This window comes from Hydrogenophaga sp. ANAO-22 (assembly GCF_042466645.1).
GTDB lineage: Bacteria > Pseudomonadota > Gammaproteobacteria > Burkholderiales > Burkholderiaceae_C > Hydrogenophaga.
This window is the reverse complement of record NZ_CP159956.1, coordinates 4,061,052-4,084,389: the sequence shown is the minus strand read 5'-3', so window position 1 is coordinate 4,084,389 and position 23,338 is coordinate 4,061,052. Positions and strand designations below refer to the sequence as shown.

Sequence of the window (23,338 nt, the reverse complement as noted above, 5' to 3'; positions counted from 1 at the left end):
GCCGTTCCTACACTGGCCCCCAGACCCCACAACACAAGCGCCGCCGCCCCGGCCGCGCCGGAGACTTCATGAAAATCGCCCGCGTCAGCGCCACGCCGCTGAACCTGCCCGTCACCGTGCAATCCCCCAGCCGCAGCCAGACCACCAGCCTCTCGGTCTGCCTGGTCACCATCGAAACCGACACCGGCCTCATCGGCACCGGCATGACCGCCATCACCGAGGAAGAGGTGATCGGCAGCATCGTCAACGACATCGCCGCGCACCACCTGGTGGGCATGGACCCGATGCGCCACGAGCAGGTCTGGGAGCGCCTCTACTGGCTGCTCACGCCGCGCGGCCAGTCGGGCTACGCCAGCCACGCCATCGCCGCCATCGACCTCGCGCTGTGGGACATCAAGGGCCAGGCGCTGGGTGAACCCTGCTGGCGCCTGCTGGGCGGCGCGCGCGCCGAGGTGCCGGTGTACGCCACCTTCGGCTTCAACTTCTTCGACCGCGACGAGCTCGCCGCCGCCGCGCGCGAGTGGGTAGGCCGGGGCTTCTCGCGCCTGAAGATGACGGTGGGCCACCACGCGCTGCAGCGGCGCGACGAGCCCCGCCCGCTGGACCAGGTGATCACTGAGGACGTGCAGCGCATCCGCGCGGTGCGCGAGGCGGTCGGGCCCGAGGTGCAGATCTACATCGACGCCAACTGCAGCCTGGACTACTTCCACGCGCTGTCGCTGGCCAGGAAGGTGGAGCCCTACGACATCAGCTTCTTCGAGGAGCCGGTGTCGCAGAACGACATTCCCAACCTCGCGCGCCTGCGCGCCAAGACGTCCATCCCGCTGGCCGCCGGACAGAACGAAGGCCTGGCCTCGCGCTTTCGCGACATGCTGGTCGCGCAGGCGGTGGACGTGGTGCAGCCCAACGCCTGCATCAGCGGCGGCTTCACGCAATGCAGCCGCATCGCGGGCATGGCAGCGGCCTTCAACACGCGCTTCGCCAACGGCGGCGCCTGGCCGCACCACAACATGCACCTGCACGCCGGCCTGGCCAATGGCTCGCTGGTGGAATACCACTCGGTGGCCGTGCAGTGCTGCGAGCTGGTCTTCGACGACCTGCCCAAACCCGAGCGCGGCGTGCTGCGCCTGCCCGAGACACCGGGCCTGGGCTTCAAGCCCAACCCCGAGCGGCTGGCGGAACTCGCCAGGCGCCCGGGCTCGCGCGGCGCCGGCAAGGCCTGAAAAAGATTCCCCACGATAAAAACGGAGACAAGACATGCAGAACCTCAACAACCGCTTCTCCATGGGCCGGCGCTCCGCGCTGGTCCTGGCCCTGGCCGCGACCCTCGGCACCGGCGCCTGGGCGCAGGCCTGGCCCAGCAAGCCGGTGCGCCTGCTGGTCGGCTACTCGGCGGGCGGCGGCGTCGATGCCATGGCGCGGCTGATCGCGCCGCGCCTGTCCACGCTGCTCGGCCAGCAGGTGGTGGTGGACAACCGCACCGGCGCGGCCGGCCTGATCGCGGGCGACGCGGTGGCGCGCGCCGCGCCGGATGGCTACACCCTGATGCTGGGCGACAGCTCGCTGCTGATCGCGCAGCACCTGCAGCCGCGCATGAGCTTCGACCCCATCAAGGCCTTCACGCCGGTGGCCGGCGTGTTCACCCTGCCCCTGGTGATCGTGGCGAACAACGAGGTGCCGGCGAAGACGCCGGCCGAGTTCGTGAAGCTGCTCAAGGACAACCCCGGCCGCTACTCCTACGCCACCTCGGGCGTGGGCACGGTGCACCACCTGGGCTTCGAGATGCTCAAGGGCCAGGCACGCACGTTCGTCGTGCACATCCCCTACCGGGGCGCGTCGCAGATCGTGCCCGACGTGATGAGCGGCCAGGTGCCGTTCGGCGTGGTGAGCGCGACCTCGGCCATCGCCCAGGCCAAGGCAGGCAAGCTGCGCGCCGTGGCGGTGATGAACCCGGTGAAGCTCGCCGGCGCCGAAGACATCGCGCCGCTTTCCGACGCCCTGCCCGGCTTCTCCGCCGTGCCGCGCCTGTACATGCTGGCACCGGCCGGCACACCGGCCGCCATCGTCGAACGCCTGAGCGACTCGCTGCGCACCGTGATGGAAGCGCCGGACATCGCGCAGATCGCCGCGCAGCAGGGCGCCGTGCCGGCCTACATGCCGGCCGGCCCCCTGGCCGCCGACATCGTGCGCGAGTCCGCCGAGTGGGGCAAGGTCATCCGCGAGCAGAAGATCACCGCGCAGTGACCCCCCCGTGGCCCGACTCGGGCCCGCGCTCAGGTGCAGGGATCGGGCTGGGGCACCTCGGTGCAGCGCCGGTAGGCCTCGGGTTTGAGGCCACCGCCGACCACGCGGTACTGGTCGAAGCACGCGGCGCTGGCCAGGTAGCGGTGCCAGCGCGCCTCGCACGCGCTGGTGCCCGGCGGCAGCGGCGCATCGGCCGGCACGGCCCGGACCCGGTGCTGCGGCGGCACCTGGGTCCCGTAGACGGTCTGGCCGCGCTCGTCCACCCAGCGGAAGACATCGGCGGCCAGGGCCGCGCCGGGCAGCGCCAGGGCGACGACAAGGGTCAGGGCGTTCAGCTTCATGGCGGTGGGACTCCCGCGACCCGGGGGCGGTTCCGCCGTCCGTCCCCCCAGCGCTGCGGCACCGCAGCAAAAATTTCAAAGCCGCGCCACCCGCTTTCACAAGCGAGGGCCGGGGCGCGCGGCTAACATGCCACGACACCCAAAACACCGGAGACTTTCGAGATGACCGTGATCACCAACGTGGAGGACCTGCGCGTCCTGGCCCAGCGGCGCGTGCCCCGCATGTTCTACGACTACGCCGACAGCGGCTCGTGGACCGAGGGCACCTACCGCGCCAACAACGCCGACTTCCAGAAGATCAAGCTGCGCCAGCGCGTGGCGGTGAACATGGAGAACCGCAGCACGCGCAGCACCATGGTGGGCCAGGAGGTGGCGATGCCGGTGGCGATCGCGCCCACCGGCCTCACCGGCATGCAGCACGCCGACGGTGAGATCCTGGCCGCGCGCGCCGCGCGCAAGTTCGGCATCCCGTTCACGCTCTCCACCATGAGCATCTGCTCGATCGAGGACGTGGCGCAGCACGCAGGCGAAGGCTTCTGGTTCCAGCTCTACGTGATGCGCGACCGCGCTTTCATCGAGCGCCTGATCGACCGCGCCAAGGCCGCGAAGTGCAGCGCGCTGGTGCTGACGCTGGACCTGCAGATCATCGGCCAGCGCCACAAGGACCTGAAGAACGGCCTGACCGCGCCACCCAAGATGACCCTGGCCAACCTGATCGACATCGCCAGCAAGCCGCGCTGGGCGCTGGGCATGCTGGGCACCAAGCGCAAGCAGTTCGGCAACATCGTCGGACACGTGAGCGGCGTGGAGAACATGGGCAGCCTGGGCGAGTGGACCGCCAGGCAGTTCGACCCCTCGCTCAACTGGGGCGACGTGGAATGGATCAAGAAGCGCTGGGGCGGCAAGCTGATCCTCAAGGGCATCCAGGACGTGGAGGACGCCAAGCTGTGCGTGGCCTCGGGCGCGGACGCGCTGATCGTGAGCAACCACGGCGGCCGCCAGCTGGACGGCGCGCAAAGCAGCATCGAGGCGCTGCCGGCGATCGTGGACGCGGTGGGCAGCCAGATCGAGGTGCACATGGACGGCGGCATCCGCAGCGGGCAGGACGTGCTCAAGGCGCGCGCGCTCGGTGCCCGGGGCGTCTACATCGGGCGACCCATGCTGTACGGCCTGGGCGCGATGGGCGAGGCCGGCGTGAGCAAGTGCCTGGAGATCCTGCACAAGGAGCTCGACCTCACCATGGCCTTCTGCGGCCACACGCAGATCGAGAAGGTCGATAAAGGCATCCTGCTGCCGGGCACGTACCCGAGGTAGAGAACACCCCCCGCGCGGCGTCGCCGCGCCCCCCTCCGCTGCGCGAGGGGGCGCACCCCGAGGCCCGGCAAAGCCGGTTCCTTGGGTGCTCTGGAGCAGGCAGCCTGCGCCGAAAACACCTGGGACTCAGCAGCGGCATCGATGCCGCTATGCTCACCGCCGTGACCTCTCCCACGGCCCGCATCCGGCGCATCGCGCACCTCGACATGGACGCCTTCTTCGCGTCCGTCGAGCTGTTGCGCTACCCGCAGCTCAAGGGCCTGCCGGTGGTGATCGGCGGCGGGCGGCGGCGCGAGGACGACATGTTCGCGCGGCTGCGCGAGACCTACCCCGAACGCGAATGGACCGGCGAGGACCTGGCCCACATCCCGATCGAGTTCTTTCCCCTGCTGGAACACTACGTCGGCCGCGGCGTGGCCACCACCGCCACCTACGCGGCGCGCCAGTTCGGCGTGGGCTCGGCCATGGGCCTGATGAAAGCGGCCAAGCTCTGCCCGCAGGCCATCCTGCTGCCAGTGGACTTCGACGAGGTGCGCCGCATCTCGCGCCTGTTCAAGCACACCATCCGCGAGATCGCGCCGGTGATGGAAGACCGGGGCGTGGACGAGGTCTACATCGACTTCACCGACGTGCCCGGTGGCCAGCGCGAGGGCGGGCGCGTGCTGGCGCGCCTGATCCAGAAGAGCATCTTCCAGGCCACGGGCCTGACCTGCTCCCTCGGCGTGGCGCCCAACAAGCTGATCGCCAAGATGGCGAGCGAATTCCAGAAGCCCAATGGCATCAGCATCGTGCACATGGACGACCTGCAGACGCTGATCTGGCCCCTGCCCTGCCGCAAGATCAACGGCGTGGGCCCCAAGGCCGATGCCAAGCTGCACGGCCACGGCATCCACACCATCGGCGACCTCGCGCAGCGCGAACGGCCCTGGCTGGTCGAGCACTTCGGCAAGAGCTATGGCGCCTGGCTGCACGAGGTGTCCTGGGGCCGCGACGAGCGCGCGGTGCAGACCGAGAGCGAGCCCGTGAGCATGAGCCGCGAGACCACCTTCGACCGCGACCTGCACGCCGTGCGCGACCGCGCCGAGCTCGGCGCCATCTTCACCCAGCTGTGCGAACAGGTGGCCGACGACCTGCAGCGCAAGGGCTACGTGGGCAAGACCATCGGCGTGAAGCTGCGCTACGACAACTTCCAGATCGTCACGCGCGACAGCACGATCGCCCATTTCACCAGCGACGCGACCAGCATCCGCCGCCACGCCGGCCTGTGCCTCAAGCGGGTGGACCTCACGCGCCGCATCCGCCTGCTGGGCGTGCGCGTGGGCTCGCTGGCCAAGCTCGGCGAGGTGCCGCCCGAGCCCGAGCGCCCCCCGGAGCCGGCCCAATTGTTCTGAGGCCGCGCGGCCGCCATTGACGGAAGCTGACGCCAAACTTACAGTGTCAGAGACTGGATGTCAGCCGCATTCCCGAGGGGTCTGCCATGAATCTCTGTCTCAGGCTTGACGAGTTGGAGCGCATCAAACGCTGGCACGTGGCGCACCGCCGGGACCACCCGCTGGAATACCAGCTGTGGGACGGCATGCTCACGTTCTGGGTGATGGGCTGGGTGGGTTGCGTGCCGGCCTTTTTCTCGGAGGCCCTGTGGCTGCTGCCCTTCTGCGTGATGGGCATCTGGGCGCCCGGGCTGTACGTGCGCTGGCGCCGCAAGGTGCACCGGTCGCACCGCCTGCGCTGCGACTGGCTGGGGCCGTACAACTGAGCGGCGGGGCCGTCCGGGCCGGGACAGCCCCCGTGGCGCGCGCGGACTACAGTGGTCCGTTGCCCACCACCACCGAGACCAGCCCGCCATGACCGCACCGACCTGCTTCACCCTCAGCACGACCGACCACATTGCCCACCTGGTGCTGAACCGGCCCGCCGAGCTCAACACCATGCACCCGACCTTCTGGCGCGAGCTCGACGAGCTGCTCACGCGGATCCACCACGAGGGCCAGGCGCGCGCGCTGGTCATCAGCAGCACGGGCAAGCACTTCAGCGCCGGCATGGCGCTGGAGACCTTCGGTGGCGCGATCCAGATGGACGACCAGAGCCCCGAAGGCCGCGCGGCCATCTACGACCTGCTCACCGACATGCAGGCCACCTTCACCAAGATCGAAAACCTGCGCATCCCGGTGATCTGCGCCATCCAGGGCGGGTGCATCGGCGGCGCGGTGGACATGGTCACGGCGGCCTGCATCCGCTACGCGAGCGCCGACGCCTTCTTCTGCATCCAGGAGATCAACATCGGCATGGTGGCCGACGTGGGCACGCTGCAGCGCCTGCCCAAGCTGATCCCCTTCGGCGTGGTGAAGGAGCTGGCCTACACCGGCCGCCGCCTGCCCGCGGGCAAGGCGCTGGGCTACGGTCTGGTCAACGAGGTGTTCGACACCGCCGAAGCCACGGTGGCCGCCGCGCTGCAGTGCGCGAAGGAAATCGCCGCCAAGCCCCCGGTGGCGATCTGGGGCACCAAACAGGCCGTGACCTACGCGCGCGACCACTCGGTGGAAGACAGCCTGCGCCAGATGGGCTGGCTGCAGGGCACGGTGTGGAGCAACGCCCACGTGCGCGAGGCCATCAGCGCGATGAAGGACAAGCGCGCCGGCCAGTTCACGCCGCTGGCCGAGCTGCCATCGTTCAAGGCCCTGGGCTAGGACAGGCGGTACGTCGCCAGGTGCAGGCTGGTCTCGGTGCTGCTGATGCCGCGGATGAGGCGGATGCGCTCCAGCACCTGGGACAGCTCCGCCAGGCTGCTCGCGCGCAGCTCGGCGAGCAGGTCCCAGCGGCCATTGGTGTCGTGCAGCTCGGCCACGCCGGGCTCGCCCAGCAGGCTGGCGATCACCGCGCGGGTCTGGTTGCCATCCACCGCCACGCTCATCCAGGCGCTGATCTCGTCGGGCTTGGCATCGGGCCGCAGGCGCACCGTGTAGCCCACGATGACCCCGCTGTCCTCCAGCCGTGCGATGCGGTTGGTGACCGTGCCGCGCGACACGCCCAGCTTCTTGGCCAGCGCGGCCACGTTGGTGCGCGCGTCCTTGCGCAAAAGGCCGATCAGTTGCTGGTCCAGGGCGTCCATTCGGGCATTATGCAATCCGAGGCTGACTTTTTGACAATTTTCTGTCGAAATTCAAGCACAGTTGACGATTTACATTGAGCGGGCGCCTGGCGACACTGAGGACATCACCCAAGGATTCCCCATGAAAGCCGCCACCTCCTCCTCCCTGCCCACCCTGTTCCTCAGCGCCCAGGATGTGGCCACCCTGGTCCACCGGCTGGGCCTGCCCGCCGCGCTGGACCGCCTGGCCGGCACCCTGCACGCCGACTACCTGCGCTGGCCCTCGTTCGACAAGTCGGCGCGCGTGGCCAGCCACTCTACCGACGGCGTGATCGAGCTGATGCCGATCGCCGACGACACCACCTACGCCTTCAAGTACGTCAACGGCCACCCCAAGAACACCCAGAGCGGCCTGCCCACGGTGATGGCCTTCGGCGTGCTGGCCGAGGTGGCCACCGGCGTGCCCGTGCTGCTGAGCGAACTCACGCTCACCACCGCGCTGCGCACCGCCGCCATGTCGGTGGTGGCCGCCCGCGCGCTGGCCCGCCCCAACAGCCGCCGCATGGCGCTGATCGGCAACGGCGCGCAGAGCGAGTTCCAGGCCCTGGCCTTCCACCATCTCATGGGCATCGACGAGATCCGTCTGTACGACACCGACCCCGCCGCCACGCGCAAGCTGATGGACAACCTCGCGGGCCAGCCCGGCCTGAGGCTGCTCGCCTGCGACAGCATCGCCCAGGCGGTGCGCGGCGCCGACATCGTGACCACCGTCACCGCCGACAAGACCAACGCCACCATCCTCACGCCCGACCTGATCGAGCCCGGCATGCACATCAACGGCGTGGGCGGCGACTGCCCGGGCAAGACCGAGCTGCACCCCGACGTGCTGCGCATGGCCTCGGTCTTCGTCGAGTACGAGCCGCAGACCCGCATCGAAGGCGACCTGCAGCACCTGCCCGCCGACTTCGCCGTGACCGAACTCTGGCACGTGCTCGCGGGCAACGCCGCCGGCCGCACCAGCGCGGCGCAGGTCACGCTGTTCGACTCGGTCGGCTTCGCGCTGGAAGACTATTCGGCCCTGCGCTTCCTGCGCGAGGTCGCGGGCGAGCTCGGCCTGGGCCAGGCGTTGCCGCTGATCCCCGCGCTGGCCGACCCGAAGGACCTGTTCGGCCTGCTGCGCCGGTCCGAGCCCCGGCAGGTGGAGCTCGCGCTGGCGGCCTGAGGCGGCCGCTTTCGCTACGATGGGCGTCCCCCATCGTTCGCCAGCGCATGAAAACCTTTCACAACCCCCACCACGCCGGCCACGCCGGCCAGCAGGAAATGTTTCGCGGCCGCATGGTGCCCTGCCATGAGGTGCCCGCGCGGCTGGACTTCGTGCTCACCGAACTGCAGCGCCGCCCGCTGGGGACCCTCACCCCGCCGGCCGTGGACGCCGCCGCGCTGGACACCGCCATCGCCCGCGTGCACGACGCGCGCTACCTGGCTTTCCTGGCCACCGCCTGGGACGACTGGGTGGCCATGGACCCGGCCAACGCGCAGCGCGACGCCCTGCCCTCGGTGTGGCCGCTGGCCAACCGGCACGGCTTTCGCAACGACGTGTTGCCGCACAACTTCGCGGCGCGCCTGGGCCTGTTCTCCTTCGACTCCGGCTCACCCCTGACCGCCGGCACCTGGGCCGCCGCGCGCGGCGGCGCGGCCTGCGCGCTCGCGGCGGCGCAGGCCGTGGCGGGTGGTGATCGCAGCGCCTTCGCGCTCTCGCGCCCGCCCGGCCACCACGCGGGGCCTGATTTTCTGGGCGGCTACTGCTTCCTGAACAACGCCGCGATCGCCGCGCAGGCGCTGCGCGACGCCGGCCACGCCAAGGTGGCGGTGCTGGACGTGGACTACCACCACGGCAACGGCACGCAGACCATCTTCTACGAACGCGCCGACGTGCTCACGGTCTCCCTCCACGGCGACCCGGCGACCGAGTACCCCTTCTTCCTCGGCCACGCGGACGAGCGCGGCGCGGGCGCGGGCGCGGGCTTCAACCTCAACCTGCCGCTGCCGCGCGGCACCGGCGTGCAGGCCTGGCGCGCCGCACTCGACACGGCCCTGCGCGCGGTGAGCGATTTCGGTGCGGATGCGCTGGTGGTGCCCCTGGGCCTGGACACCTTCGAGGGCGATCCGATCTCCGGCTTCACGCTCCAGACCGGCGACTACGCCGCCGTCGGCGCGGCGCTGGCCGGCGCGGGCCTGCCCACGGTGTTCACCTTCGAGGGCGGTTACGCGGTGGACGAGGTCGGCACCAACGCCGTCAACCTGCTCGAAGGCTTCCAGCGGGCGGCCTGAGCACCCGGCTGAATCCAGGCGCTCCCCGGGTGCGTATCCAGAGGGCCATGAAGCCCTCACCACCCCCTCAACGCCCTGACATTCCCCGCCCCACCGCGCGCGGTTCCCGCCCCGTGCTGGTGTGGAGCCGGCCCGGCAATGCCCCGCAGGAGCCCCCGCAGCCCCACAATGCGCGCATGAGTGACCAACCCGACGACACCCTCATCGCCCTGCTCGACCGCATCGCCCAGCGCGACGAGGCCGCCCTCAAAGGCCTCTACGACCTGGTGTCGTCCAAGCTCTACGGGCTCTCGCTGCGCGTGGTGAACAAGCACGAATGGGCCGAGGACGTGCTGCAGGAAACCTTCTTGCAGATCTGGCGCTCGGCCGGCGACTACCGCGCCAGCCTGAGCCCGCCCATGGCCTGGCTGGGCCTGATCGTGCGCAGCCGCTCGCTCGATGCCCTGCGCCGGCGCAGCGCCGAGCGCGCCCACCTCACCGACGAGATCGACGACGTGATGGCCGACACGATGGAGGGCACGTCTCCCAACCCCATGGACGTGAGCCTGGCGAGCCAGCAGGCCTGGGCGCTGCACCAGTGCCTGGGCCAGCTGGAAAGCCGCCAGCGCGAGGTGGTCAGCCTGGCCTACCTGCGCGACCTGAGCCACAGCGAGCTGGCCGAGCAGCTCAAGCTGCCCCTGGGCACGGTCAAGACCTGGATCCGCCGGGGGCTGGACCAGCTGCGCACCTGCATGGCGCGCTTCGCGTGAGGACCTCGCCATGAACCTCATGAAACACCCCGAACTGCTGGACCAACTGGCCGCGGCCCACGCGCTGGGCACGCTGCGCGGGGGCGCGCGCCGCCGCTTCGAAGCCATGGCGCGCGAACAGGCGCCGGTGCGCGCCGCCGCCCTGGTGTGGCAGAGCCGCGTGGCCAGCATGAACGAACTGCAGGCCCCGAGCGAACCGGCCCCGGCGGTCTGGACGCGCATCGAGAACCTGGTGCGCGCCGACAGCGACCAACAGGCCATGGCCGCCGCGCGTGCCACCCCGCCCAACGGCCCGGGCGGCTGGCTGCGCAGCCTGGCGCTGTGGCGCGGCGCCACCGCCGCCGGCGCCCTGGCCACCGTGCTGGCCGTGGTCACGGCCGTCGGCCTGCGCGACAACCTGGGCACGCGAATCAGCGAGCTGCAAGCCCAACTCGAAGCAACGCCGCAGGTGGAGTACGTGGCCGTGCTGCACGACGACCAGGCCAGCGCGTCCATGCTGGTCACCTTCGATCCCAAGAGCAGGAAGCTCACGCTGCAGCGCGTGAGCGGCTTCCAGGAAGCGAGCGACAAGTCGCTGCAGCTCTGGGCGCTGCCGCCGTCCGGCGGCCCGCGCTCGCTCGGCGTGCTGGGTCAGGAGCGTCTGCTGCAGCTCGCCGCTGGCGAGGGCGATGTGCGCGAGGTGCCGACCCTGGCGATCAGCCTGGAGCCCAAGGGCGGCGTGCCGAGCGAACGCGGCCCCACCGGGCCGGTGCTGTTCAAGGGCGCGCTGATCCAGAAGATGCTTTGAACCGGCTCACTGCCGCGCGGTGCGCACGTTGGCCGGCGGCGATTGCGGGTGGCTGCTGCGCCAGGGGTTGATGTCCAGCCCGCCCCGGCGCGTGTAGCGCGCGTAAACCGTGAGCTTGGCCGGCTTGCAGCGCTGCCAGACATCCATGTAGATGCGCTCGACGCACTGCTCGTGGAATTCGTTGTGGTTGCGAAAGCTCACGATGTACTGCAGCAGGCCGGCCTGGTCGATCTGCGGGCCGCTGTAGCTGATCTGCACGCTGCCCCAGTCGGGCTGGCCGGTCACCAGGCAGTTGCTCTTGAGCAGGTGGCTCACCAGGGTTTCGGTCACGGGCTGCTCGTCGAGCGCGGCCGCGAGCAGCTCGGGCGCGGGCTGGTAGCGCGTGCACTCCACGTCGAGCCGGTCGATGGACAGGCCGCTGAGTTCGTGCACCGGCTCGCGGTCGAAGTGCTCGGGCAGCAGCAGCTTCACGCCGGCGCTGGCCTGGATCGGGCCGCCGTGCCAGATCGCGGCGCTCACGTCGGCGCGGATGCGGTCGCGCACCGCGTCGGCGCTCGAAAACGGCGTGTTGTTGAAGCTGTTGAGGTAGAGCTTGAACGACTTGCTCTCCACGATGTGCGTGCTCTCGCAGGGCACGGTGATGTGGGCCAGCGCGACCATGGGCTTGCCGCGTGGGTTGAGCCAGCTCAGCTCGAAGGCGGTCCAGAGGTCGGCGCCCAGAAAGGGCACGCTGCCGGTGATGCCGATCTCGCGCCGCTTGGTTTCGCGCGGCAGCGGAAACAGCAGCGAGGCGTCGTACTGGTCGATGTAGGCCGAGGCGCGGCCGAGCTGGGACTGTTCGGGGGTGTTCTGGGACATGAGAGCGTCAGATGAATTCGCGTTCGCGCAGCCACTTGGTGGCGACCCACTTCTCGCCTTCGATCACAGGCGCACCGCCGTGCAGCGTGCGGGTGGAGGGGTGGGGCCGGTCGTAGCTGAAGAAGACGGCGTTGCCGCGCACCGGCGCCACCTCGAAGCCCACGTCGGGGAAGGTGGTGCCGCCGCCGCGTGCGGGCTCGTTGAGGTACATCACCAGCGTGGCCACGCGCTGGCCGCCGCGCCGCAGGATGGTGGGCGTGCCCGGCTCGGCGGGATCGAAGTAGTCGTAGTGCGGCTTGTACTCGGCGCCGGGCTTGTAGTTGAGCACCTGGAAGCCCTCGCCGTTCTCCAGCGGCCAGTTCAGCAGCCGCGCGATGCGCGCCTCCACGGCGGCCACCTCGGGCGTCTGGCCCCGGGTGAAGAACATGCCGCTGCTGGTGCGGTCGGGGTTGAGCTCTTCGCCGCCGGTCTTGGTTTCCACCGTGAGCGAGCGCGCCAGGTGCGGGCGCGCGGATGCGATCAGCGCCTCGCACTCTTCGGCGCTCAGCAGGTTGCCCAGCACCACCACGCGCGGGTGGTTCAGCGTGGCGATCACGTCCACCAAACGGTCGCCCGCGTCGATCTGGCGCGGGGACTGGCTCAGAGCGAAGTCGGGCACCGGCACGCCCGCCGCGGTGGAAGCCGCGTCGGGCTGGGCTGCAGGCGCGACCACCGGAGGCTTGGCGGCCTGGGCGCGCAGGTGCTCGCGCAGCGTGCTCTCCAGCGCCGCCACGGCCACCGACTCCTGCCAGCCGGAGGACACCATGGAGGCCAGCACCACCTCGGGGGTGAAGCCGGCGGACGCCTGCTCGATGATCCAGCGGCGCAATTCGGGGGTGATGGTCTGGCTCATGTGTGTGTCGAGGCGGTCAGGCCTTCTGTTCGCGGCGGAACACCAGCCGGTCGGGCGAGGACGCGGCGGGCACGAAACGGTAACCCTCAAGGTCGAAGCCCTTGAGCTGCTCGGGCGTGGTGGCCCGGTGCGTCACAGCGTACCGCACCATCAGGCCGCGCGCGCGTTTGGCCATGAAGCTGATGACCTTATAGCCATCGGCCTTGCGCTCCTCGAAGGCGCAGGTGACCACGCGCGGCAGCAGGGCCTTGCGGTCCACCGCCTTGAAGTACTCCTCGCTGGCGAGGTTGATCACCACCGGGCTCAGGTCGGCCTTGGCGCGCTGGTTGAGGTACTCGGCGATCTGGCGGCCCCAGAACTCGTAGAGGTTCTTGCCCCGGGCCGTCTTCAGGCGCGTGCCCATCTCCAGCCGGTAGGGCTGCATCCAGTCGAGCGGGCGCAGCACGCCGTACAGGCCGCTGAGGATGCACAGGTGCTGCTGCAGCCAGTCGAGTTCGGCCTCGCCCAGGGTCTTCGCGTCCAGCCCGCCGTACACGTCGCCGTCGAAGGCGAGCACAGCCTGCTTGGCGTTCTTCGCGGTGAACTTCGGGCGCCAGGCCTGGTAGCGCGCGACGTTCAGACCCGAGAGCGCGTCCGACAGGTCCATGAGCTCGCCGATCTGCAACGGCGTTTTTTCGCGCAGCACCTCGATGAGTTCGGTCGAGTGTTTCACGAACAGCGGCTGGGTGTGGGTGGGCACGTGCGGGGGCGTCTCGTAGTCGAGCGCCTTGGCGGGCGAGATCAGGAAGAGCATGTCGGGCTGGAGGCGGGCGGGGCCGCAGAGGGAGGCGAACACGGAAGCGGCAAGGCTTCCCGGGGGAAGCCCTGATTATCCCCAACGGGCCGTGTTACTTCAGGTCACCGGCGAGAGACGCCAGCGTTTCCGGGGGCACTTGCAGGTGCGCCGGGTAGTGGGTGTGATCGCACCCCAGCTTGACGGCCGCGCCGGCCAGCACCGCCGCGCGCATCGGGGCGGTGAGCTCGAAGCGCACGAAGTGCACGGCCGAGGTCTTTTCGTCGTTCTCGCGGTCCAGGTCCTCGTCGGCGATGGCGTACACACGGGCATGGCCCTCGACCTCGACGAACATGCGGTCTTCCACCCCGATGAGCCGCGCGAGTTCGCGCTTGCGCTCGTTGATGTCGATGTACTCGATCATCATCGTGGCCTTCCAGTTCGTGCCATCGGGCACCAGCGGCGCGTAGGCGTCGATCTCCTGCTGGATGCCCTCCTCCTCGAAGATCTTCTCGATGCGCAGCATCTCCTGGATCTGGTAGCGCATGGTGGTCTCGCTCTCGAACTGCAGGTGCAGGTGTTCGCCCAGCTGCACGCTGCGCAGCCGGCGGTGCGCCATGATCTCGGGCTTGTGCACCTTGCGCCACTTGGTGTAGGCCTCCAGGCTCATGAGGGAATCGGCGGTGATGCGGCCGGTGAGTTGCATGGTGGGTGCTCCTTGCTTTCTTACTTCAGGCCATAGGCCCGGGCCACCAGGCTCAGCGGGTGCAGCAGTTCCGGCGCACCCAGGCCGTTGACCTCGAAGCCCTGCGCGATGTGGTGACCACCGAGCGGGCAGTCCGAGCTGATGACGTCGGGCTTCGCGCCGTCCTTCATGGTGGCCATGGCCTTGAACACCGGCTTGCCGATCTTCATGGCCTGCTGGTGGTGCGCCTTCTTCACGCCGAAGGTGCCGGCGTGGCCGGAGCAGCGCTCGATGGTGTTCACCGTGGTCCCCGGCACCATCTTCAGCATCTCCTCGGTCTTGCGGCCGATGTTCTGCACCCGGCCGTGGCAGGGGATCTGGTAGCTCACGTTGCCGAGCGCTTGCGGGAACTCGGTCTTGAGCAGGCCGTCGCGCTTGCGCGCCATCAGGTACTCGAACGGGTCCCACACGCTCTCCTTCACGAGCTGGGTGTCGGCATCGTCGGGGAACATCAGCGGGATTTCCTGCTTGAACATCAGCGCGCAGCTGGGCACGGCCGCGAGGATCGCGTAGCCGTCCTTCGCGTACTTCGCGAGCACCGGGATGTTGGCCTCCTTGCTTCGCTGCACCGAGTCCAGGTCGCCCAGCTCCAGCTTGGGCATGCCGCAGCATTTTTCCTTCTCGACCAGGGTGTAGGGAATGCCGTTGTGGTCGAGGATCTTGAGCAGGTCCAGGCCGATGCCGGGCTCGTTGTAGTTGATGTAGCAGGTGGCGAAGATCGCGACCTTGCCCGGTGTCTTCTCGCCATCGACCACCTTCGAGGCGGTGGCTTCGGGCGCGCCCGAGCGGAACTTCTTCGTCGCCAGCTCAGGCAGCCAGGCGTCCTGGTCGACGCCGGCCACGCGCTCCATCAGGCCGCGCGCGGTCCTGGTGCGGTTCACCGCGTTGGCCACCTGCACCACGATCGGAATGCCGGCGAACTGGCCGTGCACGTCGGTGGAGGCGAGAAAACGTTCGGCCAGGCCCACCTCGCCCTTCTTGAACTGGATCGCCTTGGCGCGCAGCATGGTGTGCGGAAAGTCCAGGTTCCATTCGTGCGGCGGTGTGTAGGGGCACTTGGTCATGTAGCAGAGGTCGCACATGTAGCACTGTTCGACCACCTTCCAGTAGTCCGCCTTGGCCACGCCGTCCACCTCCATGGTGCTGCTCTCGTCGACCAGATCGAACAGCGTGGGGAAGGAGCCGCACAGGCTCACGCAGCGCCGGCAGCCATGGCAGATGTCGAAGATGCGCTCCATCTCCTGCAGGCACTTGTCCTCGTCGTGGAAGTCGGGGTTCTTCCAGTCGAGCGCGTGCCGCGTTGGTGCCTGCAGATTGCCTTCTGTGGCCATGGGGATGTCTCCTCGTCTGGTGCGAGTCGTTTCGTGGGTTTTTGAAAGGGCTCGGCCAAGCCCTTTCAAAAACGCTGCGCCTACGGCGCAGCGACAGGCGGTGGTTCAGTCCACCAATTCGTTCAACGCCTTCTGGTAACGGTTGGCGTGCGAGCGCTCGGCCTTGGCCAGGGTCTCGAACCAGTCGGCCACTTCGTCGAAGCCTTCCTCGCGCGCGGTCTTGGCCATGCCCGGGTACATGTCGGTGTACTCGTGGGTTTCGCCGGCCACGGCGGAGGCGAGGTTGTTGCGGGTGGAGCCGATCGGCAGGCCGGTGGCCGGGTCGCCCGATTGCTCCAGGAATTCCAGGTGGCCGTGCGCGTGGCCGGTTTCACCTTCGGCGGTCGAGCGGAACAGGGCCGCCACGTCGTTCTGGCCTTCCACGTCGGCCTTGTTCGCGAAGTACAGGTAGCGGCGATTGGCCTGGGATTCGCCGGCGAAGGCGTCTTTCAGGCACTGCTCGGTTTTCGAGCCTTTCAATGCGGGCATGTGGTATCTCCTTGCTTGCGTGGGTGGAAGAAACGCCCATGAGGCCCGGACAACAGGCGCCGAACCTGACAGGACTTCCGCAACATACGCCCGCTGGTCAGCCAGCGTCCAATAGTTCTGGGCTATGCGGGGAATTGCCCTCGCCTATCCTTGGACGGGCGTTGATATCGGCGCTCAACAGGATCGACACCCCCGGCCGAAAGCATCAAACTGGAGTGCGCCGCAGGCCTATTGAATTACGATAAGAGAAATGCGTTGCATAATGGTGAATCACAGGCCCCGCTTTCGCCCATCCAGGAGACCGACATGCCGACCACCGCCACCCTGCCCCCGCCCGCGCCGATCCAGCAGTTGCACCACTATGCGTACCGCGCGAAGGACGCCGAGGAAACGCGCCGGTTCTACGAGGACATCCTGGGCCTGCCGCTGTACCACATCATCCAGAGCGACCATGTGCCGAGCACGGGCGAATACTGCCCGTACACGCACTTTTTCTTCCGGCTGCAGGACGGCTCGTTCATCGCCTTCTTCGACCTGGGCGACGACGAGGCCGCGCTGCCGAGCCCGAACACGCCGAAGTGGGTGAACCACATCAGTTTCCGCGTGGACACGGTGGAGGAGCTGGAGAACACCAAGGCGCGCCTGGAAGCGGGCGGCATCGAGGTGCTGGGGGTAACGGACCACCACATCTTCAAGAGCATCTATTTCTTCGACCCGAACGGCATCCGCCTGGAACTCACGGCGCAGCTGGCCGACGAGTTCGAGATGCTCAAGGAGAGCAAGACCGCGCATGCGCGCCTGGCCGAGTGGACGGCGCGCAAGGAGCAGTGGCGCAAGGAACGCGCCGAGGGCAAATCCGCCGCGCCGCTGAAGCCGCAGCAGAACGACCGGCCGGAGGTGGTTGCGCGCGTCAAGGCCTGAGGGTTTTGGCTCTTGGCGTTGACCGGGTCCGGTCGGCGAAGGGTGGGTGAGGGGCTCCGCTCATGTCCCCCGAACCGGCTTCGCCGGTTCTCCTCCTTTACTTCGCTGCGCCCCTCACCCACCCTTCGCCGACCTCCGTGCGCACCAACAACTGCGGGCACTCAACGGTCACTCTGGCGCGGTGATGCCCGGTGCTCTGCGCAGCGGGGTAAAGGAGGAGGCGGCACCAGCCGCCGGGGGACACCCGCGGAGCAGAGTGCCGGGCGTCGCCGGGCCCGCGAGGTCTGCGAACGAACAGAAAAACGGAAGCATGAAGGCAACCAGAACAAGGAGCGATGCATGTCACTGACCGCATACCGAGAGACAGCCCACACCAACAGCTACGAATTCACCAGCGGTGCCGGCTACGTGCTGCCCGAATACGAATTCGTGCCCCCACCCGAACTGAAAAGCGAAACCCGGGTCCGCCACCCCATCGTCATCGTGGGCGGCGGCATCACCGGCCTCACCCTCGCCTGCTCCCTCGCCCGCCTGGGCGTGAAAGCCGTGCTCATCGACGAAGACAACACCGTCGGCGTCAAAGGCGCCTCCTCGCGCGGCATCTGCTACACCCAGAAATCGCTCGAAATCTTCCAGCGCCTGGGCATCTTCGAGCGCATCGCCGCCAAAGGCACCCAGTGGAGCGTCGGCCGCACCTTCGCCGGCGACGACGAGGTCTACAACTTCGACCTGCGCCAACAAGGCAACTTCCACCTCTCCAGCCAGCCACCCTTCATCAACATCCAGCAGTTCTACATCGAAGCCTTCCTCGTCGACCGCGTGCAGGAACTCGGCACCGTCGAACTGCGCTGGCAGAACCGCCTCACCGCTTTCGAGCAAAACGCCGACGCCGCCACCCTCACCATCGAAACCCCCGCCGGCAGCTACCGCATCGAAGCCGAGCACGTCATCGACGCCACCGGCTCCAACAGCCCGCTGCGCAAATGGCTCAACGTGCCCTTCGACTCGCGCCGGGGCGACGACCGCTGGTGCATCGCCGACGTGCGCTTCACCACCCACCCGCCGGCCGAACGCCACACCTGGATCGAAGCCCCGTTCAACGAGAACCGCGCCGTCTGGCAACACCTCATGGCCGACGACGTCTGGCGCATCGACTACCAGATGGCCCCCAACGCCGACCCCGCCTACGTGAGCCGCGAAGACGTGGTGCGCGAGCGCCTGGCGCGCCAGTTCGGGCCCGATGTGGGCGTGGAAATCGTCTGGGTCGGCCCCTACGCCTACCGCAGCGAGTGCGTGCACGCCATGCGCCATGGGCGCGTCTTCCTCATGGGCGACTCGGCCAAGGTGGTCAGCCCCTTCGGCGCGCGCGGCGGCAACACCGGCGTGGCCGACGCCGACAACCTGGCCTGGAAACTCGCCGCCGTGCTGCGCGGCAAGGCCGACGCGGCCCTGCTGCAGAGCTACCAGGACGAGCGACTGGAGGCCGCGCAGCAGAACGTGTGCGTGACCAACCGCACCGCGCGCTTCCTGCGCCCGGCCGACGGCAGCGAGCGCCTGTTCCGCCAGGCCGCCATCGGCCTGGCCAAGCAGTACCCGTTCGCGCGCAGCCTCATCAACACCGGGCGCATGGCCGTGGCCAACCCCTACAGCCAGTCCAGCGCGTGCACCTACGCAACCGGCAGCGCCGCCGGCCAGTCGGTGCAGAACGTGCCTTTCCAATGGGCCGACGGCACCCCCGGCCAGGTCAACGACCTGCTGAACTGGGCCCAGGGCGATCTGCTGGTCCTGGTGTTCGGCGACCTCGCGCCCGCTGCGCTGCAGCGCCTGCGCCGGCTCTGCCTGGACGCGCCGGTGCGCAGCGTGCAGGTGCTGGGCACCGACGGCGTGCCCGCCCAGGCCCTGGAACACGTGCGCGACCCCAAGGGCCACCTGCAGGGTGCCTGCCATGTGTTCGGCCACGCCTGGGCGCTCGTGCGCCCCGACGGCTACCTCGCCGCCACCGGCGAAACCATCAACGCCCGGCTGGTCACGGCCATCGAGCGCTCCCTCGGCCTGCGCGGAGACAAAACCTCATGAGACAAGACCTGCATTTCCAGGACGCGGACGCGTTCTACGAACAGCTGCTGGACGCCCACGCCGGCCTCAGCCGCGAAGACGCCGAACTGCTCAACGCCCGCCTGATCCTGCTGCTGGCCAACCAGATCGGCGATGCGAAGGTGCTGAAAGCCTGCATCGAAGCGGCCCGCCAACTGCCTAGCTAAAATCAGGGTCTTCCCCCTGCTCTCCCAGACGGCATCCTGCGGGATGCCGTTTCCATTTTTGGCGCGCCCATGACCGACACCCTGAACCAGCCTGGCCTGCAATCCCTGGCCAAATCGTTCGAACCCGCTCCGCTCGAAGCCCGCTGGGGCCCCGAGTGGGAACAGCGCGGCTACGGCGCTGCCGGCTTCCGGGGCACGGGAGTACCGGAGGCCGGCGCGCCTTCGTTCGCGATCCAGCTGCCGCCGCCGAACGTGACCGGCACCCTGCACATGGGCCACGCGTTCAACCAGACCATCATGGACAGCCTCACGCGCTACCACCGCATGGCGGGCGCGAACACGGTCTGGGTGCCCGGCACCGACCACGCCGGCATCGCCACCCAGATCGTGGTGGAGCGCCAGCTGCAGGCCCAGGGCATCAGCCGCCACGACATGGGCCCGACCCCGGCCGAGGCGCGCAAGAACTTCGTCGCCAAGGTCTGGGAGTGGAAGGAGCACAGCGGCAACACCATCACCACGCAGATGCGCCGCATGGGCGACAGCGTGGACTGGGGCCGCGAGTACTTCACCATGGACGACAAGCTCAGCACGGTCGTCACCGAGACCTTCGTGCGCCTGTACGAACAGGGCCTGATCTACCGCGGCAAGCGCCTGGTGAACTGGGACCCGGTGCTCAAGACCGCCGTCTCCGACCTGGAGGTGGAGAGCGAGGAGGAAGACGGTTTCCTCTGGCACATCGCCTACCCGCTGAGCGACGGCAGCGGTTCGCTCACCGTGGCCACCACCCGCCCCGAGACCATGCTGGGCGACGTGGCCGTGATGGTGCACCCGGAAGACGAGCGCTACACCGCCCTGATCGGCAAGACGGTGAAGCTGCCGCTGTGCGACCGCGAGATCCCGGTGATCGCCGACGCCTACGTGGACCGCGAGTTCGGCACCGGCGTGGTCAAGGTCACGCCCGCGCACGACAACAACGACTACGCCGTCGGCCAGCGCCACGGCCTGCCGCTGATCGGCGTGCTCACGCTGGACGCGGCCATCAACGAGAACGCCCCGGCCAAATACCGCGGCATGGACCGCTTCGTGGCCCGCAAGGCCGTGGTGGCCGACCTGGAAGCCGCCGGCCTGCTGGTGGAGACCAAGAAGCACAAGCTCATGGTGCCGCGCTGCGCGCGCACCGGCCAGGTGATCGAGCCCATGCTGACGGACCAGTGGTTCGTCGCCATGTCCAAGGTCAGCGAATCCGACCCCACCGGCAAGAGCATCGCGCAGAAGGCGATCGATGCCGTCGCCTCGGGCGAGGTCAGCTTCGTGCCCGAGAACTGGGTCAACACCTACAACCAGTGGATGAACAACATCCAGGACTGGTGCATCAGCCGCCAGCTCTGGTGGGGCCACCAGATTCCGGCCTGGTACGACGAGGCCGGCAACGTCATCGTCGCGCGCAACGAAGCCGAGGCACAGGCCAAGGCCCCGGGCCGCACGCTCACGCGCGACCCGGACGTGCTCGACACCTGGTATTCCTCGGCCCTGGTGCCCTTCAGCACGATGGGCTGGCCGAACCAGAAGGACGGCGCGACCGAGGACTACAACCTCTACCTGCCCAGCACCGTGCTGGTGACGGGCTACGACATCATCTTCTTCTGGGTCGCCCGGATGATCATGATGACCACGCACTTCACCGGCCGCGTGCCGTTCAAGCACGTCTACATCCACGGCCTGGTGCGCGACGCGCAGGGCCAGAAGATGAGCAAGAGCGAAGGCAACGTGCTCGACCCGGTGGACCTGATCGACGGCGTCGCACTCGCGCCTCTGCTCGAGAAACGCACCACCGGCCTGCGCAAGCCCGAGACCGCGCCCAAGGTGCGCAAGCAGACCGAGAAGGAATTCCCCGACGGCATTCCCGCCTACGGCGCGGACGCGCTGCGCTTCACCTTCGCGGCGCTGGCCTCGCTGGGCCGCAGCATCAACTTCGACAGCAAGCGCTGCGAGGGCTACCGCAACTTCTGCAACAAGCTCTGGAACGCCACGCGCTTCACGCTGATGAACTGCGAAGGCCACGACTGCGGCCTGCAGGAACACACCAAGGCCGAGTGCGCACCCGCTCGCACTGACAGTGCGAGCGGCCAGTCGATCCCTGCCGGCCCTTTTCACGGCTACCTGAGCTTCAGCCAGGCCGACCGCTGGATCAGCTCGGTGCTGCAGAAGGTCGAGGCCGAGGTGGCCAAGGGCTTCGCCGAGTACCGGCTCGACAACGTCGCCAACGCGATCTACGACTTCGTCTGGAACGAGTTCTGCGACTGGTACCTGGAGATTGCCAAGGTGCAGATCCAGACCGGCGACGCCTCGCAGCAGCGCGCCACGCGGCGCACGCTGATCCGCACGCTCGAAGCCATCCTGCGGCTGGCGCACCCGATCATCCCCTTCATCACCGAGGAACTCTGGCAGAAGGTCGCGCCGGTGGCCGGCCTGCCCGGTGCGTCGGTGAGCATCGCGCGCTACCCCGAGAGCCAGCCCGCCAAGATCGACGAGGCCGCCATCGCGCACGTGGTCAAGCTCAAGGCCCTGGTCGACGCCTGCCGCACGCTGCGCGGCGAGATGAACGTGTCACCCGCCACGCGCCTGCCGCTCTACGTGCTGGGCGACACCGCCTTCATGCAGGCCGCCGGCCCGGTGCTGCAGGCCCTGGCCAAGCTCAACGAGGTGCGCGTGTTCGAAGACGAGGCCGCCTGGGCCGCCGCCGCGCAGGCCGCGCCCGTGGCCGTGGTGGGCGAGGCGCGCATGTGCCTGTTCATGGAGATCGACGTCGCCGCCGAGAAGGCCCGCCTGGGCAAGGAAGCGGCCCGCCTGGAAGGCGAGATCACCAAGGCCAACGGCAAACTCTCGAACGAAGCCTTCGTGGCCAAGGCACCGCCGGCCGTGATCGAGCAGGAGAAGAAACGCGTGGCCGACTTCAGCGCCACGCTGGACAAGGTGCGCGAGCAACTGGCCCGTTTGGGCGCCTGAGCTTCGACCAAAGAGGGGTAGCCCTTCCAGAATGCCGCGGGACTGGCTTTGCCAGACCGCAGGCATTGCCCCCTGGGGGGTGACGCACCGCAGGTGCGGCGCGGGGGGATCACCCTCTGTGCATCGCGATCGAACTCCACTGCGACGGTGACACCGCCTGCGGATCGCTCGTCGTGTCCTGGTAGTCGACGTTGTCGAGCGCCGAGAAGTCGCTCACCCGGTTCTCGTTGTGCTGCGCGGACTCTGGCGACAGGGTCTCGTGCATGCGGTGCGCCACGTACCAGCTGGCGCGCAGCTTGGCCTCACGGGTGTGCGAACCCAGACGCGGCGTGAGGTGCAGATTGGGAATGCCGTGCAGCGGCGTGCCTTCGGCCGCGAACTGCGGGTTGGCGCCATCGAGCAGACAGGCGTCGATGCGGCCGTCGCACAGCGCCAGGGCCAGGGCCTCGGCGTCGAACAGCGAGCTGCGGCTCACGCCCACCCAGAGCTGGCCGGGCTTGCAGTGGTTGAGCATGCGCTCGTTGATCCAGCCCCGGAAACGCGAGGCGTAGACCATCTGCAGCGAGATCGCGTCCGAGTGTGCCAGCAGTTCCTGCAGCGACACGGGTTCGACCTTGAGCTTGTCCCAGATGTCGGCGGCGTGGTGCACGGCCGGGTCGTAGCCCAGCAGGCGCACGCCCAGGCTGCGCAGCATGGGCGCCAGCGTGTGCGCCACCGGTGCCAGGCCCAGCAGTCCGACGGTGCTGCCCGAGAGTTCGCGGCCCATGCGCACCTGGGCGATCTTGCGCCCCAGCAGCGCGCTGACCATGCCCCGGCGGTACAGCATCAGCAGGCCGTACAGCAGGTACTCGGCGTTCGAGCGCACCGTGGCGCTGCGCGCCTGCAGCACGCGCACATTGCGCCGCGCGCAGGCGTTGAGATCGGTGTTGTCGCTGGAGATCTGCATGCGCGCCACGATCTCGAGCTTGGGCGCGAAATCCAGGAATTCGCTGGAGACCACCACGTGCGGCGGCAGCACGATGGCGCGGGTCTTGTAGGTGCTCTTGCGCAGCTCGGCGGGATCGTCGGCCAGCTCGGGCCGGAAACTCACCTCATGGCGTTCCTGCAACCAGGCCAACGCTTCGGGCACGAGCGGATCAAGCAGCAGGACTTCCATGGTGTTGGGGCAGG

23 protein-coding genes are annotated in these 23,338 nt (G+C 68.7%); 14 read left to right on the top strand and 9 right to left on the bottom strand.

The window, feature by feature from the left end; translation table 11 throughout:
• The first annotated feature begins 68 nt into the window (after positions 1-68).
• Positions 69-1,223, top strand: coding sequence for a mandelate racemase/muconate lactonizing enzyme family protein (locus tag ABSY19_RS19660; RefSeq protein ID WP_382155046.1), 1,155 nt, complete (start codon positions 69-71; stop codon positions 1,221-1,223).
• Positions 1,224-1,257: 34 nt separating this feature from the next.
• The gene (locus ABSY19_RS19655; RefSeq protein WP_382155043.1) at positions 1,258-2,244 is read left to right on the top strand and encodes a Bug family tripartite tricarboxylate transporter substrate binding protein; all 987 of its coding nucleotides are present in this window, start codon (positions 1,258-1,260) and stop codon (positions 2,242-2,244) included.
• Positions 2,245-2,273: 29 nt separating this feature from the next.
• Here the strand turns inward: ABSY19_RS19655 and ABSY19_RS19650 are convergent, their stop codons facing one another.
• Positions 2,274-2,585, bottom strand: a complete 312-nt coding sequence (locus ABSY19_RS19650; protein WP_382155040.1) for a DUF4124 domain-containing protein — start codon at positions 2,583-2,585, stop codon at positions 2,274-2,276.
• A gap of 162 nt (positions 2,586-2,747) precedes the next feature.
• Here ABSY19_RS19650 and ABSY19_RS19645 point away from each other — a divergent pair, with 162 nt between their 5' ends.
• From ABSY19_RS19645 to ABSY19_RS19630, 4 genes are all read left to right on the top strand, one after another.
• Complete coding sequence (locus ABSY19_RS19645) at positions 2,748-3,899, top strand: L-lactate dehydrogenase (RefSeq protein WP_382155038.1); 1,152 nt, start codon at positions 2,748-2,750, stop codon at positions 3,897-3,899.
• A 149-nt stretch (positions 3,900-4,048) separates the two neighbouring features.
• Positions 4,049-5,290, top strand: a complete 1,242-nt coding sequence (locus ABSY19_RS19640; protein WP_382155035.1) for a Y-family DNA polymerase — start codon at positions 4,049-4,051, stop codon at positions 5,288-5,290.
• Between the two features lie 86 nt (positions 5,291-5,376).
• The gene (locus ABSY19_RS19635; protein WP_382155032.1) at positions 5,377-5,655 is read left to right on the top strand and encodes a hypothetical protein; all 279 of its coding nucleotides are present in this window, start codon (positions 5,377-5,379) and stop codon (positions 5,653-5,655) included.
• 88 nt (positions 5,656-5,743) lie between these two features.
• Positions 5,744-6,586 carry an enoyl-CoA hydratase-related protein gene (locus ABSY19_RS19630; protein WP_382155029.1) on the top strand — a complete coding sequence of 281 codons (843 nt, stop codon included), beginning with the start codon at positions 5,744-5,746 and terminating at the stop codon, positions 6,584-6,586.
• On the opposite strand, the gene ABSY19_RS19625 is transcribed toward ABSY19_RS19630, so the two are convergent.
• A complete protein-coding gene (locus ABSY19_RS19625; RefSeq protein ID WP_382155027.1) occupies positions 6,583-7,008 on the bottom strand; it encodes an Lrp/AsnC family transcriptional regulator in 426 nt (141 codons plus the stop codon). The two genes, ABSY19_RS19630 and ABSY19_RS19625, sit on opposite strands and share 4 nt — an antisense overlap.
• Positions 7,009-7,129: 121 nt before the next feature.
• Between ABSY19_RS19625 and ABSY19_RS19620 the strand changes: the two genes are divergently transcribed.
• From ABSY19_RS19620 to ABSY19_RS19605, 4 genes are all read left to right on the top strand, one after another.
• Positions 7,130-8,209: an ornithine cyclodeaminase gene (locus tag ABSY19_RS19620; protein ID WP_382155024.1), complete on the top strand. Its 1,080-nt coding sequence runs from the start codon at positions 7,130-7,132 to the stop codon at positions 8,207-8,209.
• A gap of 47 nt (positions 8,210-8,256) precedes the next feature.
• Positions 8,257-9,318, top strand: a complete 1,062-nt coding sequence (locus ABSY19_RS19615; protein ID WP_382155021.1) for a histone deacetylase family protein — start codon at positions 8,257-8,259, stop codon at positions 9,316-9,318.
• 176 nt (positions 9,319-9,494) lie between these two features.
• Complete coding sequence (locus tag ABSY19_RS19610) at positions 9,495-10,067, top strand: RNA polymerase sigma factor (RefSeq protein ID WP_382155019.1); 573 nt, start codon at positions 9,495-9,497, stop codon at positions 10,065-10,067.
• Positions 10,068-10,077: 10 nt separating this feature from the next.
• Positions 10,078-10,854 carry an anti-sigma factor domain-containing protein gene (locus ABSY19_RS19605; RefSeq protein ID WP_382155016.1) on the top strand — a complete coding sequence of 259 codons (777 nt, stop codon included), beginning with the start codon at positions 10,078-10,080 and terminating at the stop codon, positions 10,852-10,854.
• Between the two features lie 6 nt (positions 10,855-10,860).
• Here the strand turns inward: ABSY19_RS19605 and queF are convergent, their stop codons facing one another.
• The 6 genes from queF to ABSY19_RS19575 form a co-directional block, all read right to left on the bottom strand.
• A complete protein-coding gene (queF, locus tag ABSY19_RS19600) occupies positions 10,861-11,712 on the bottom strand; it encodes an NADPH-dependent 7-cyano-7-deazaguanine reductase QueF (protein ID WP_382155013.1) in 852 nt (283 codons plus the stop codon).
• Between the two features lie 7 nt (positions 11,713-11,719).
• Complete coding sequence (locus ABSY19_RS19595; protein WP_382155010.1) at positions 11,720-12,604, bottom strand: 2OG-Fe(II) oxygenase; 885 nt, start codon at positions 12,602-12,604, stop codon at positions 11,720-11,722.
• A 16-nt stretch (positions 12,605-12,620) separates the two neighbouring features.
• On the bottom strand, positions 12,621-13,397 hold the full coding sequence (gene yaaA / locus ABSY19_RS19590; protein WP_382155007.1) for a peroxide stress protein YaaA: 777 nt from the start codon (positions 13,395-13,397) through the stop codon (positions 12,621-12,623).
• Positions 13,398-13,491: 94 nt separating this feature from the next.
• Positions 13,492-14,082 carry a DUF3501 family protein gene (locus ABSY19_RS19585; RefSeq protein WP_382155004.1) on the bottom strand — a complete coding sequence of 197 codons (591 nt, stop codon included), beginning with the start codon at positions 14,080-14,082 and terminating at the stop codon, positions 13,492-13,494.
• A 20-nt stretch (positions 14,083-14,102) separates the two neighbouring features.
• Positions 14,103-15,452 (bottom strand): (Fe-S)-binding protein, encoded by a 1,350-nt coding sequence (locus ABSY19_RS19580; protein ID WP_382155001.1) that lies wholly within the window; start codon positions 15,450-15,452, stop codon positions 14,103-14,105.
• Between the two features lie 105 nt (positions 15,453-15,557).
• Entirely contained in the window at positions 15,558-15,980 is a 423-nt protein-coding gene (locus ABSY19_RS19575) for a rubrerythrin family protein (RefSeq protein WP_086125420.1), read from the bottom strand.
• A 306-nt stretch (positions 15,981-16,286) separates the two neighbouring features.
• Between ABSY19_RS19575 and ABSY19_RS19570 the strand changes: the two genes are divergently transcribed.
• From ABSY19_RS19570 to ABSY19_RS19555, 4 genes are all read left to right on the top strand, one after another.
• Complete coding sequence (locus ABSY19_RS19570) at positions 16,287-16,901, top strand: VOC family protein (protein ID WP_382154998.1); 615 nt, start codon at positions 16,287-16,289, stop codon at positions 16,899-16,901.
• A 339-nt stretch (positions 16,902-17,240) separates the two neighbouring features.
• On the top strand, positions 17,241-18,977 hold the full coding sequence (locus tag ABSY19_RS19565) for an FAD-dependent oxidoreductase (protein WP_382154995.1): 1,737 nt from the start codon (positions 17,241-17,243) through the stop codon (positions 18,975-18,977).
• A complete protein-coding gene (locus tag ABSY19_RS19560; RefSeq protein ID WP_382154992.1) occupies positions 18,974-19,162 on the top strand; it encodes a DUF2783 domain-containing protein in 189 nt (62 codons plus the stop codon). Before ABSY19_RS19565 ends, ABSY19_RS19560 begins: the two co-directional genes overlap by 4 nt.
• Before the next feature lie 69 nt (positions 19,163-19,231).
• Positions 19,232-22,168 carry a valine--tRNA ligase gene (locus ABSY19_RS19555; RefSeq protein WP_382154989.1) on the top strand — a complete coding sequence of 979 codons (2,937 nt, stop codon included), beginning with the start codon at positions 19,232-19,234 and terminating at the stop codon, positions 22,166-22,168.
• Positions 22,169-22,277: 109 nt separating this feature from the next.
• Here the strand turns inward: ABSY19_RS19555 and ABSY19_RS19550 are convergent, their stop codons facing one another.
• On the bottom strand, positions 22,278-23,324 hold the full coding sequence (locus ABSY19_RS19550; protein WP_291121549.1) for a D-isomer specific 2-hydroxyacid dehydrogenase family protein: 1,047 nt from the start codon (positions 23,322-23,324) through the stop codon (positions 22,278-22,280).
• Positions 23,325-23,338: the final 14 nt, after the last annotated feature.